This is a genomic window from Pararhodobacter sp., from assembly GCF_034676075.1.
Lineage (GTDB): Bacteria > Pseudomonadota > Alphaproteobacteria > Rhodobacterales > Rhodobacteraceae > Pararhodobacter.
In genome coordinates, this window is the sequence record NZ_JAUCCQ010000036.1 from 19,444 (window position 1) to 31,558 (window position 12,115).

Here is a 12,115-nt window from a genome sequence, read left to right on the forward strand (position 1 = left end):
TCAGCGCCGGAGACCCCGCCATGACCCGTTCCTTCACCCTCGCTGCCGCCCTCGCCGTCAGCTTTCCCGCCCTCGCCGCCGCCGCCACGCCCGAAGGCTGGTCGCCGCTGCTGGAACCCGCCCAGCTCAACGCCCTGCTCGATCAATACGGCGAGGATATCCGCGTCGTGCAGATCACCGGCGAATACACCGAGGGCCATATCCCCGGCTCAGGCTGGTCGCCCTATGCCTCGTGGCGCTCGGACATGCCGAACCCCGGCGCGCTGCGCGACCTGCCGCATCTGACCACCGTGGTGCAGGAACTCGGCATCGACACCGACACGCCGGTCGTCGTCGTGCACGCCGGCCGTGACGCCACCGACATGGGCGCCGCCGCCCGCGTCTACTGGACGCTGCGCTCGATGGGGATCGAGGATCTGGCGCTGCTGAACGGAGGCCTTGCCGCCTGGACCGAGGCCGGGCTGCCGGTCGAGACCGCTGATGCCTCGTTCTTCCCGTCCGATTATCAGGGCGAATGGACCGACCAATGGCGCGCCACCACCGCCGAGGTCACCCGCATGGTCGCCGATGGCAGCGCCGAGCTGATCGACGCGCGCCCGGCGGGCTTCTTCGATGGCCTCACGTGGTCGGTCGCGGCACCCGGCACGATCCACGGCGCCGACAACCTGGAATATTCCGATTTCTTCGACGGCACCCGCCTTGTGGGCGCCGAGGCGATCCGCGCCGCCGCTGCCGAGGCGGGCTATACCGGCAACACCACGGCGGTGAGCTTCTGCAACACCGGCCATTGGGCGGCCATCAACTGGTTCGCGCTGAGCGAAGTGGCGGGCTATGATGACGTGCGGCTCTATGCCGAAAGCATGGCCGAATACGCCGCCGACGGCACGCAGCCGCTGGATAACGCGCCGAACCGCCTGCAATACGCCTGGCGCGCGGCGACCAACTGGGTTGGGAGCCTGTTCTGATGATCCTCAGACGTCTGGGCCTTGGCGCCCTCGGACTGGCCGTGGTCGCCGCCGTCGCCCTGGCGGCGGGGCCGCAGGCCGGGATCCTGGTGGCCATCGGCATCGGCTATGGTCTGGTGCTGGAGGGGCTGCGCTTCGGCTTCGCCGGTCCCTGGCGGCTGATGATCGTCGAGCGTGACGCGCGGGGGCTGCTGGCGCAGCTCTTCGCCATCGGGCTGGTTGCGGCTGCGGCCTTCCCGCTCCTGGCCGCCAACCCGCTGGAACTGGCCCCCGCACAGGCGCCCATTGGGACCGGCATGATCCTTGGCGCCTTCATCTTCGGCGCGGCGATGCAGGTGGTCATGGGCTGCGGCTCGGGCACGCTGGTCAACGCAGGCTCGGGCAACACCATCGGCGCCGTGGCGCTGGTGGGCTTCGTCGGCGGCGCCTTCCTCGGAACGCTGAACGCGGGCTTCTGGGCCTCGCTGGGGCAATTGCCGCTGATCTCGGCGCAATCCGTGGCCGGGCCCAATGGCGGGCTCTGGCTGACGCTGGCGGGGCTGGCGCTGGTCGCGGGCTTCCTGATCTGGCGCGCCGCCCCCGGCAAACGCCGTCCGCCCGCGCGTCTGTTCGTGGCGGCCGCGCTGCTGGCGGGCCTCGCCATCCTCAACCTCGTGGTCGCGGGCCAGCCCTGGGGCATCGTCTATGGCCTCGGCCTCTGGGGCGCGAAACTGGTCACCGCTTTCGGCGCCGACCTCAGCACCACCGCCTTCTGGGCCAACCCCGTGAACGCCACGCGGCTTGACCAGTCGATCCTGACGGACGTGACCTCGCTGACCGATATCGGCCTCGTGCTCGGCGCCTTCCTGATCATGCGCGGCAAGCGCGACCCGGGCGCCCCGCCCGCGCCGCTGGCGCTGCAGGGCTGGATGCTGGTGCTGATCGCGGGCGTCGTGCTGGGCTATTCCAGCCGCATGGCCTTCGGCTGCAACGTCGGCGCCTTCTTCAGCGGCATCTCGACCGGCTCGGCCCATGGCTGGGTCTGGTTCGCCGCCGCCTTCGCGGGTTCGGCGCTGGGGCTGAAACTCCGGCCCCTCGTGCTGATCCCCGCCCGCCGTCAGGGGGTAGCCGCATGACCCGCCCCCGCGTCGCGCTTCTGGCCATCGCCGCGCTGGCCGCCCTTGTCGTCTGGGACGCCGCCGCGGTCGGCCTGCCCGAGCCGTTCCGCTTCCCCGCCGCCATCGCGCTGGGATCGGGCGCCGCCCCCTCGGGCGCGCATTGCACGGCCAATTGAGCGACTGAACAACCTGTGATGGCAAGCCCCCGCGCAGGGCCAGCAAAGAGGCTGGCCCTGCGCCTTTCGCCCGGATAATCTCGCCTGAAATCATTTCTCAAGGAGAGAATTCCATGCGTCTTATTCATGCTGCTGCCCTTGCCGGCGCCCTCGCCCTTTCGGGCTGTATCGACGTCGACATGACCGCCACCATCGACGGCGCCGACCACGCCACGGTCTCGGGCCACATGGCGGTGCAGCGGCAGATGCTGGACATGATGGGCGGCGGCGAGGCCTTCTGCCCGGCCGAAGAGGGCGGCACGCTGACCACGACCGAGACCGAGGCGCGCTGCGACGTCCGCACCGAGGGCAGCTTCGCCGAAGTCTTCGAAAGCGAACCCGGCCAGCCCGCGCCGACCGCGGTCGATCTGGGCGACGGCACCGTGCGCGTGACCTTCCCGCTGGGCGACATGGGCGCCCAGACCGAAGAGATGCGCGCCGATCCGCAGGCCGCGGCGATGATGCGCCCGATGCTGGAAGGCCATACCTTCACCATCCGCATCGCCGGGGCCGAGGTCATCTCGAGCAACGGCACGATTGCCGAGGACGGCCGCTCTGCCTCGTTCAGCTTCAACCTCGTGGACATGCTGGACCCGAACCTGTCCCTGCCCGAGACCTTCGAGACCGTCGTGCGCTACTGATCCCGCGCGCCGGACCAGATAGCGAAAGGGCCCCCGCGGGGGCCCTTTTTCATGGATCACGCGGGGCTCAGTCGCCCTCCGCCAGTGCCCGCAAGGCCTGCGCGATCCGGGCAAAGGAATCCCTCGCCCCGGGCGACATGTGCCGCGCGCGCAGATAGCCGTGGACCATGCCCGGCTCCTCGGTCAGCGAGACGGGCACCCCCTCCTCGGCCAGCCGCGCGGCGTACTCGACCCCGCCCGAGGCCAGCGGATCAGCCTCGGCAGTAAAGATCGCCGTGGGCGGCAGGTCGCCGAACACTTCGGCATCAAGCGGGCGGGCAGTGATGTCGCCCCGGGGCGGCTCGGCCCCGCCATAGCGGATCTTCTCGTAATAGAGGCATTCCTCGGCGCTCAGCATCGGCGCCTTGGCGTGGCGGGTGAAACTGGGCATCTCCGGCCCGCCGCCGAGGCCGGGATAGATCAGCACCTGACCGATGATATCGCCCCGCGTGGCGCTGATCGACGCCGCGAGCGTGCCGCCCGCGCTGTCCCCCGCCACCACCTTCGGCCCCGGCACCGCATCAACCACCGCCGCGCAATCGTCGTAGGCCGCGGGATGGGGATGCTCCGGCACCAACCGGTAGTCGACGGCGATCATCGTCAGCCCCGCCTGTTCGGCCAGTTCGGCGACGATGGCGTCGTGGCTCTCCAGCCCGCCCACGACGAAGCCCCCGCCGTGGAAATAGATCCCCGTAACCCCCGCCAGCGGCTTCGTCGGCACATAGCGGCGGCAGGGCACCCCGGCGATGGTCTCGTCCGTGGCGGTCAGGCCCGGCGGATGCGGGCGGTCGAAATCGCGGCAGAGTTTGTCATAGAAGGCCCGCTGCTGGGCGATGGAGAAATCGACCGCATCGGCGGGATAGGCCGCGAGTGTCCGGTCGATGAAGGCCCGGATCTCGGCCGGCAGCCAGCTGTAGTCTGTGATCGTGTCGGTCATCCGGGGCTCCCGAGGTTGAGACGCATGGCGGCCATCAGCTTGCGCCAGACAGGCCGGTGGCGGTTACGGTAATGGATCGCGGCGAAGATCGGCTGCGTCAAGCGCGGCGCGCCCTCGACCGCAACCGCGCGGCCCTCGGCGATCAGCCGCTCGGCGGCGCGCTCCTCCTGGTAGCCCGCGACGCCGAGCGACAGGATCATGCCCCGCACCGTCGCCCCCTGCCCGGCCGCGAGCACGGGAAAGGCCAGCCCAGGCAGAAGCGCGTCATGGGTGCGCGAGAAGGCGGGCGAGAGATTGGCCAGAACGTAACGCTCGGGCGTGACCTCGGCCAGCGCCTCCAACCCCTGCCCGGGCGGGGCGACCATGCGGTAGGTCAGCTCGCCCAGGGATTCGAAATGGATATCCGGCGAGGGATGCGGCGTGAAGATCAGCGCCAGATCCAGCGCCCCGCCCAGCACATCGCGGCACATCTGCGCCGAATAATCGGCCTCGATATAAAGCGCGGCCTCGGGCAGCAGCGCCTGAACGCGGGCCACCCAGCGGGCCGGATCCTCGGCCGCGAGGTCGTTCTGCAGGCCAAGCCGGACAGTCATCGCCCGCCCGCCTGCCCCCCGGGCGGCGGCCCGCGCCTCGACCATCGCGTGACGCAGCGCCCGGGCATGGGGTTCGAAGCGCAGGCCCTCGGTGGTCAGCTCGCACCCCGCGCGCGACCGGCGCAGCAGCGTGACCCCCAGCGCCCGTTCCAAAGCGGCGACGCGGCCCGAGACCGTCGATTGCGTGACGCCGAGCCGTTCCGCCGACCGGTGAAAGCTGCGGGTTTCGCAAAGGTCGAGGAAGGTGTCGATCTGGTCGGGCTGCATGGGGGGAGGCTATGCCTTGCGCGGCGGCGCGCCAAGGGGGCGCGAGGGAGGGGGGCCGTCTGCCCCCCTCTTGGCCTGCGGCCAATTCACCCTCCGAGGATATTTGCAGCGCAAAGATGCACGGGGCTCAGAGACCCGGTGGCAGGCTGCCCTTCAGGACCATCGGCAGACCCGCTGCGGTGAAGACCACGGTCTCCGCAAGCGCCGCGACCCGTTGGTTGAGGCGCCCGGCCTCGTCCCGGAATCGGCGGGCCAGCGCGTTATCGGGGACGATGCCGAGGCCCACTTCGTTGCTGACCAGGATGGTCGGGGCAGCGCGCGCGGCCAGCGCCGAGAGGAGCGCGGCGGTCTCGGCGGCCAAGTCATGCTCGGCGAGCAGGTGGTTGGTCAGCCACAATGTCAGACAATCTACCAAAACCGCCTGATCTTTAATGTCAGACAGCGTGGTGGCGAGGTCCAGCGGCACTTCCAGGGTCCGCCAGCCCTGTCCGTCACGCTGTGCGCGATGCAGGGCAATGCGGTCGCGCATCTCATCGTCCCAGGCCTGGGCGGTGGCGATATAGAGTGGGGCACCCTGCGCAATGCTTAAAGTCAGACGTTCAGCAAGGGCGCTTTTGCCGGAGCGTGCACCGCCGAGGATCAGGGTCACGCTCATGGCCAGTCGATCCTCCGCCAGGTGCCGAAGGCGGTTTCGGCCCGCCAGGCCTCGGGCGCGCCCTGCGCTGCCAGCGCCGCCTTGATGACGCCCGCATGGGTGACGATCAGCGCCGGAACCGGACCTTCCGCGGCCTCGGCCAGCGCCTCATGCACGCGGGAATATAGGTCCTGCACGCTTTCGCCGCCATGCGGGCGGCCGTGCAGGAAATCGTCGCGCCAGGCGTCGATCTCGGATCGCGGGATCTCGGCCCAGGGGCGGGTTTCCCAGAGGCCGAAGTCCATTTCCGTCAGCCGGGGATCCACGGTGACCGGCAGACCCCGCACCGCGCCGACCGCTTGGGCGAGGCGATGGCAGCGCGAGAGGGGAGAAGACAGGATCCGCAGGAAATCAGGGAGTTCCGCGGCGATCCTCAGCGAATCCTCGGTGAATTCCGGTGCGAGGTCGAGGTCGGTCCGGCCATAGCAGGTGCCCTCGGCCACCGCCGGACGGGTATGACGCAGAAGGATCAACGCCATGCCAGAAGCCCCAGCAGAAAGCCCAGATCGCCCAGCACCTGCGCCGCCCCCAGCACATCGCCGGTGATCCCGCCGAGCCGCCGCCGGGCCCAGCCGCGGATCGCCAGCTGTGCGAGAGCCAGCCCCAGCAGCGCAGTCAGCAGCCCCCAGCCCGAAGCCCAGAGCGTCAGCCCGCAGGCGGCCAGGACCGCCGCCAGAACCGGCGCCAGCGGCTGCGGGCCGGTCATGCCGGTGCCAGCACCCGAAGGTCTGACATACGGGCCGACCCGCAGCATCACCGCCATCCCGGTGCGGCTGAGCCCCTGCCCGGCGATCAGCGCGGCGGGGGCGACAGGCCCCAGCGCCGCCAGCGCCGTCACCCGCGCCGCCAGCACCACGCCCAGCGCCAGCGCTCCGAAACTGCCGATGCGGCTGTCGCGCATGATCTCCAGCGCCCGCTCGGTCGGCCGGCCCGAGCCCAGCCCGTCGAAACTGTCGGCCAGCCCGTCCTCGTGCAACGCGCCCGTCAGCAGGACGCCGGCCGAAACCGCCGCCAGCGGCCCCAGCACCGGTCCCCAGAGCCACGAGGCCAGGAACCAGACTCCGGCCGCAACCGCGCCGATCCCCAGCCCGACCGCCCCGAACCAGGCCGGGGCCCGGGTGAAATCGGCGCTGTCGAGCGGCCCCGCGGGCAGGCGGGTCAGAAAGGCCAGGGCTGCGCGCGCCGCCCGCATCTCAGTCGCGATTCGTGACGCCGGCGGCCTCGAAACTGGCCATGTCGGTCATCATCGCCGCCGCGGCCTTCAGCAGCGGCCAGGCAAGCAGCGCCCCCGTGCCCTCGCCCAGACGCATGTCGAGTTCCAGGAGCGGATCGGCGTCGAGCGCGGCGAGCAGCGCGCGGTGCCCCGCCTCGTGCGACTTGTGGCAGAAGACCATGGCGCGGCGGCATTCGGGCTCCAACCGGGTGGCGAGCAGCGCCGCGGCGGTGGCGATGAAACCATCGACCATGACCACGCGGCTGGCACGGGCCGTTTCCAGCATGGCGCCCGCCATCATGACGATCTCGAACCCGCCGTATTCGGCCATCGCCTGCGCGGGCGTCAGCGCCCCGGTGCGGGCGGCGGCGCGGGTCAGCACGTCGAGCTTGTGGCGCAGCCCCGCGTCATCGAGGCCGGTGCCCCGCCCGACCAGATCGGCCAGCGGCAACCCGGTCAGCTTGTGGGCCAGCGCGGCGGCGGTGGCGGTGTTGGCGATGCCCATCTCGCCGAAGGCTAGCGCCTCGCCCCTGGCGGCGCGGGCCACCTCGGCGCCGTGATCGAGCGCGGCCTGCGCCTCGTCCGCGCTCATCGCCGGGGTGTCGAGGAAATTGGCGGTGCCCGGTCCGATCCGCCGCGAAACCAGCGCGGGATGGGCGATCGGCTCGCCCGCGACGCCCGCATCGACGACCTGCAGCGCCACGTCATTGACCTTGGCAAAGACATTGGCCGCGGCCCCGCCGCCAAGGAAATTCAGCACCATCTGCCCGGTCACCACCTGCGGGAAAGCCGAGACGCCGGAATGTGCAATGCCATGATCGGCGGCGAAAATGGTCAGCGTGCAGGCCTGCATCACCGGCGCGGTCGTGCCTTGCAAAAGCGCGATCTGCTCGGCCAGACTCTCGATCCGGCCCAGCGCGCCCAGCGGCTTGGTCTTGGTGTCGATGGTGCGGCGGATCGCGTCGGCGAGGGTTTCGGTCACGGGCAGGTTCCGGTCTGTGAGAGGGGTCGCGCCCTTCCTAGCAGCCCCGCCCCGCGTTGCAAGGCCGGGGGCGACGGCTCACCCTTCGCCTGCGACCCCTTCGAGCGCGTCGCGCTTCGCCAGTTCGCGGGCGATCATCTCGCTCAGATCCTTGAGCGAGAAGGGTTTGCCCAGGAAAACCGACCCCGGAATGCGCCCCATGGCGGCGCTGAGCGTGTCTTCGGTATAGCCCGAGACGAAGACCACCGGCGTGCCCGGCCGATCCTCCAGCGCCTCGGCCACCCAGCCGGGGCCGTCGATCCCGGGCATGATGACATCGGTGACGAAAAGATCGACCCTGAGCGCCGGGTCGCGGAGGAAATCGAGCGCCTGCTCGCCGTCCTGCGCCTCGAACACCTGATAGCCCTGCAGCCGCAGCGCCCGGGCGGCGAAGGCGCGGACCGGCGCCTCATCCTCGACCAGGAGGATCGCAGCGCTGTTCACCGTCACCGGCGGCAGGCTGGGCCGCGGGCGGGCGGGGCCACGCTTTGGCGCGGGCTCGGCGGGGGGCAGCGGGGCGGCCGGTTCCTCGGGGCTTTCCGCGGCAGGGACGGGATCGGTCAGCGCTTCGGCCGGTTCGGCGGCGAAATAGAGGGTGAAGGTGGTCCCCGCCCCCTCAATCGACTCGGCAAAGATATAGCCGCCCATCTGCTTGACGATCCCATAGGCGGTGGAGAGGCCGAGCCCCGTACCCTCGCCGATCTTTTTGGTGGTGAAGAAGGGCTCAAAGATCTTGTCGATGATATCGGCCGGAATGCCGATCCCCTGGTCGATCACCCGGATCAGCGCGTAATCCCCGGCGGGCAGCCGGGCGCGGCCATGTTCATGCTCATCCAGCAGATGCAGCGCCTCGGTCTCGATGCGGATCGTGCCGCCCATCGGCATGGCGTCGCGGGCGTTGACCACCAGATTCATGATGACCTGCTCGAGCTGCCGCTTGTCGGCCCGGATCGCCGTGAGCGCCGGATCGTGGCTGAGGGCCAGCGTGATCCGCTCTCCCACCAGCCGGGTCAGCAGATGCGTCAGCTCCTCCAGCAGGCTTTCCAGCGACACGACCTCGGGCTTCAGCGTCTGCTTGCGCGAGAAGGCCAGCAGCTGGCGGACCAGCGCGGCCGCCCGATTGGCGTTCTGATGGATCTGCAACAGGTCGTTGTAATCGGGATCGAACCGGTCGCGGTTCAGCAGCAGCAGGTCGCAATGGCCCGAGATCGCCGTCAGCAGGTTGTTGAAATCATGGGCGATTCCCCCCGCCAGCTGGCCGATCGCCTGCATCTTCTGGCTTTGCACGAAGCGCGCTTCCAGCGATTTCAGCTCGGTCGCGTCCGAAATCACCGCGACCAGCGCGCCCTCGGCATGCTGATCGGTGGCGCGGCGCAGGATGATCTGCACGAAGGTTTCCTGCTGCGGCAGGGTCGCCCGCAGCACCTCGGGCCGGCCCAGCGCCCGCCCCGCCCGCGCGTCATCCAGCCAATCCGGCACCGGGCGGCCCAGCCCCTCGACCACTTCCGAGAAGAACGGCGCTTCCTCGGCGCTGAGGCCCAGCAATTGCCGCGCCAGCCGGTTGGAGCCGCCGACCCGCCCCTCAGCGTCGATCTGCATCAGCGCCACCGGGATTTCCTCGAAGACCGAGGCCGGGGGCGCCGGGCTGCCCTCGCCGCCCTCGGGCAGGGTGTGCGGCGGCAGCAGCACGATATCGGCCAGCCCGTCGCGCGAGGGGACCGAGACCGCCTGTATCCCCCGACCGCCCGGCAGGCTGAGGGCGAAGACCCCGATGTTGCCCGCGTCCAGCACCTGCTCCAGCGCTTCCAGCACCTCGGCCTCTTCGCCCATGAAGGCGGCGCGGGCGGCGGGGTTGAGGCGCAGCTGCACCCCCTCACGGGTGACGACCGGCAGGCCCAGCACGTCGAGCCCCCGTCCCCCGCCGCGCATCAGGGTGGAGAAATGCCAGACGATCAGGCCGAACGCCCCTTCGACGCTGTGCAGAGAGACGCGCATCCCCCTGTCCTGGCGCCAGAATTCCCGGGTGGTGGCCTCGCGCCGCCGGACCTCGACCAGCAAGGAATCGACCACCTGCGCGGCATCGACGCACCAGCCGTGCAGCCGTTCGGCCGGGTCGGCCATGCCGCCCGCCGCGGGGTTCGCGGCGCAGGGCCGCCCCTTCAGATCGGTCACCACCACCGGGTCGGGATCGGTCGCCGCCGAGCGGGCCAGCGCCGCGCCGACGAACCGGCGGCGCCGCGCGGCATAGGCACGCACCAGCATGGCCGCGATCGCCAGCAGCGCCAGCGTCGCCGAGGCCGTCGCCGCCACCATCGCCGCCCGGTCGAGATGCGCGAGCGTCAGGACCAGTGCCGCCGTCGCGATGAGGATGCTGGCAAAGGCCAGCACCCGCCCGCCCGCCGCCAGCCGGATCAGCGGCTCCAGCAACGAGGCGCGCGGATCCGCGCCCCCGTCAGGCGGGATCTGCGGCGAGTCGGAGGGCGAATTGGTCAATCGCATGCGCCTTTGTCGCCCCCCGGAGTTAAAGCGATATTAACGCTTTAATCCTACCACCCGTGGTTGTCAGGTCAAACGCCGAAACCGGGCTCAGCCGCGCCGCAGCAGCGCCAGATAGAACCCGTCTCCGCCATCGAGCGGTGAGAGACGCCGTTCCGAGATCAGCCGCCAGCCCGGTTGCTCGGCAAGGAAGGCCGCGACCCGGTCCTCGTTCTCCTCGCGCAGCAACGAGCAGGTGGCATAGCCCAGCACCCCGCCCGGCGCCGTGAGGGCGGCGCAGGCGGTCAGGATCTGCGCCTGTACCGCGTTCAGCTCCGCAAGGCGCCCGGGCGTGAAGGCCCATTTCGCCTCGGGCGCGCGGCGCCAGCTGCCCGATCCCGAACAGGGCGCATCGGCCAGGATTGCGGGCCAGGGGCCCGAGGCCTCGCCCGCCAGGACCTCGATCTGCGCCCCGGCCCGCCTGGCCCGCGCCGGCAGGTCGCTCATCCGCCGCGGCTCGGCGTCATGAGCGGTGACCGCGAAGCCCTCGGCCGCCAGCGCCAGCGCCTTGCCGCCGCCGCCCGCGCAATAATCCAGCACCGGCCCGGTGGCGACGGCGGCGAAATCCAGCGCCACCGCCTGGCTCGCCGCATCCTGCAATTCGACGCGCCCCTCGGTCAGCGCCGCACTGTTGCGCAGCTTGCGGGTGCCCGCCGTGACCTCCAGCGCCGTCTCGGCCAGCGGATGGGCGCGCGCCTCGATTCCGGCTGCGGCCAGTTCGGCGATCACCGCTTCGCGGCTCGCCTTGGCCCGGTTGACCCGCAGAAAGACCGGCGCCCGGTCGCGCATCAGGGCCAGCACGGGATCGGCGGCCCCGCCTAGTGCCGCGTCGAAGGCAGGCAGGAGCCATTCGGGGCAATCCAGCGCCTCGCCCCGGGTCAGCGGCGGCAGGGGCGCCTCCATCAGCGCCGCCTCGGCCGGGCTCAGGGCCACGGGCGCATGGCCCTCGCCGGTCCAGCCCTCGGGCGCCCGCCCCTCGGCCCGCGCCAGCCCCAGCATCAGCGCCCGCCCCGAACCGCCGCCCCCGAGGGCCGAGGCCGAGCGAAACCGCCGCACCGCGCCGAAGACCAGATCCCGCACCGCCTCGCGGTCGCCCGAGCCCGCGAAACGGCTGGCCCGCCCCCAGGCGGTCAGGGCCGCCTCGACCGCCCGGCCCTCGCGCCAGCTCTCCAGGATCTCGATGGCGGCAGCCTCGCGCGCGGCAGGTTTCATGGATCTTCCCCATCTTGGACCGGCCCCTGATGCGGCAGCCCCGCCCCCTTGGCAAGCCCGCCCCCTTCTCTGCGCGGCAAATATCCCGGGGGCGGCCGAAGGCCGGCGGGGGCAGCGCCCCCGAGGCGGGTCGGGGGGCTCGACGCCCCCCGGCCCGCCACCTGCGCCGCGTTTTCGCACTGCCACCCGGGACCGGTTTCCTCTCAGACTACCCCCTCCCTCCACACAGGCGCTCCCTCACGGCCTGCGCCCGGCCCCTGCTCCGCTTGCCGCAAACCCTCGCCAGGCCTAGGCTGGTGCAGCCGCCAGCGGAGACCGCCCGATGATCCTCGCCCTGCAAGTCCTCATCCTCTTGGCGCTTCTCGCCTTGACCGCGCTCCTCCTGCATCGCTCTGCCCCGCGCTTCGCCCTGGCCGAGCGCCCGGGCCAGCGCAGTATCGCTGTCGCCACGGCGGGGGCGATCCTCGGCGCGCCTTTCTGGTGGTTCGGCGTGCCCAGCAGTTTCGCCTGGCTGCTGCCGCCCCTCGCCTTCCGCTTCCTCGGCGCCGCGGCGCTGGCCTTCGCCGCCACCGGCCTGACGATACTCTGGCGGCCCTCGCCCGCCCGGATCCGCCTTTATCTGGGCATGGTCGCGCTCTATCTCGCCCCGGTCGTCGCCGCCGTCCTTCTCCTCCATCGCGACAGGC

13 protein-coding genes are annotated in these 12,115 nt (G+C 71.2%); 5 read left to right on the forward strand and 8 right to left on the reverse strand.

The features are described 5' to 3' along the window. The first annotated feature begins 20 nt into the window (after nt 1-20). The 4 genes from VDQ18_RS11860 to VDQ18_RS11875 all read left to right on the forward strand — a co-directional run bounded on the left by VDQ18_RS11860 (nt 21) and on the right by VDQ18_RS11875 (nt 2,918). Entirely contained in the window at nt 21-965 is a 945-nt protein-coding gene (locus VDQ18_RS11860; protein WP_323021147.1) for a sulfurtransferase, read from the forward strand. Continuing rightward, nucleotides 965-2,080 (forward strand): YeeE/YedE family protein, encoded by a 1,116-nt coding sequence (locus VDQ18_RS11865; protein ID WP_323021148.1) that lies wholly within the window; start codon nt 965-967, stop codon nt 2,078-2,080. Before VDQ18_RS11860 ends, VDQ18_RS11865 begins: the two co-directional genes overlap by 1 nt. Continuing rightward, the gene (locus VDQ18_RS11870; RefSeq protein ID WP_170121832.1) at nt 2,077-2,238 is read left to right on the forward strand and encodes a hypothetical protein; all 162 of its coding nucleotides are present in this window, start codon (nt 2,077-2,079) and stop codon (nt 2,236-2,238) included. Before VDQ18_RS11865 ends, VDQ18_RS11870 begins: the two co-directional genes overlap by 4 nt. 113 nt (nt 2,239-2,351) lie before the next feature. Further along, on the forward strand, nt 2,352-2,918 hold the full coding sequence (locus tag VDQ18_RS11875) for a hypothetical protein (protein ID WP_323021149.1): 567 nt from the start codon (nt 2,352-2,354) through the stop codon (nt 2,916-2,918). Between the two features lie 67 nt (nt 2,919-2,985). Here VDQ18_RS11875 and VDQ18_RS11880 read toward each other — a convergent pair whose 3' ends face one another. From VDQ18_RS11880 to VDQ18_RS11915, 8 genes are all read right to left on the reverse strand, one after another. Further along, nucleotides 2,986-3,894, reverse strand: a complete 909-nt coding sequence (locus VDQ18_RS11880; RefSeq protein ID WP_323021150.1) for an alpha/beta hydrolase — start codon at nt 3,892-3,894, stop codon at nt 2,986-2,988. Beyond that, entirely contained in the window at nt 3,891-4,754 is an 864-nt protein-coding gene (locus VDQ18_RS11885; RefSeq protein ID WP_323021151.1) for a LysR family transcriptional regulator, read from the reverse strand. Before VDQ18_RS11885 ends, VDQ18_RS11880 begins: the two co-directional genes overlap by 4 nt. A 127-nt stretch (nt 4,755-4,881) precedes the next feature. Then, entirely contained in the window at nt 4,882-5,409 is a 528-nt protein-coding gene (gene cobU / locus VDQ18_RS11890; RefSeq protein WP_323021152.1) for a bifunctional adenosylcobinamide kinase/adenosylcobinamide-phosphate guanylyltransferase, read from the reverse strand. After that, the gene (cobC, locus tag VDQ18_RS11895; protein ID WP_323021153.1) at nt 5,406-5,927 is read right to left on the reverse strand and encodes an alpha-ribazole phosphatase; all 522 of its coding nucleotides are present in this window, start codon (nt 5,925-5,927) and stop codon (nt 5,406-5,408) included. The genes cobU and cobC overlap by 4 nt, the downstream gene beginning before the upstream one ends. Next, the gene (gene cobS / locus VDQ18_RS11900; RefSeq protein WP_323021154.1) at nt 5,918-6,640 is read right to left on the reverse strand and encodes an adenosylcobinamide-GDP ribazoletransferase; all 723 of its coding nucleotides are present in this window, start codon (nt 6,638-6,640) and stop codon (nt 5,918-5,920) included. Before cobS ends, cobC begins: the two co-directional genes overlap by 10 nt. 1 nt (nt 6,641) lies before the next feature. Further along, nucleotides 6,642-7,643, reverse strand: a complete 1,002-nt coding sequence (gene cobT, locus VDQ18_RS11905) for a nicotinate-nucleotide--dimethylbenzimidazole phosphoribosyltransferase (RefSeq protein ID WP_323021155.1) — start codon at nt 7,641-7,643, stop codon at nt 6,642-6,644. A 78-nt stretch (nt 7,644-7,721) separates the two neighbouring features. Then, complete coding sequence (locus VDQ18_RS11910) at nt 7,722-10,181, reverse strand: ATP-binding protein (protein WP_323021156.1); 2,460 nt, start codon at nt 10,179-10,181, stop codon at nt 7,722-7,724. Nucleotides 10,182-10,268: 87 nt separating this feature from the next. Then, nucleotides 10,269-11,429, reverse strand: coding sequence for an RsmB/NOP family class I SAM-dependent RNA methyltransferase (locus tag VDQ18_RS11915; protein WP_323021157.1), 1,161 nt, complete (start codon nt 11,427-11,429; stop codon nt 10,269-10,271). Between the two features lie 322 nt (nt 11,430-11,751). Between VDQ18_RS11915 and VDQ18_RS11920 the strand changes: the two genes are divergently transcribed. Continuing rightward, on the forward strand, nt 11,752-12,115 hold a 364-nt coding region (locus VDQ18_RS11920), incomplete at its 3' end, for a hypothetical protein (RefSeq protein WP_323021158.1).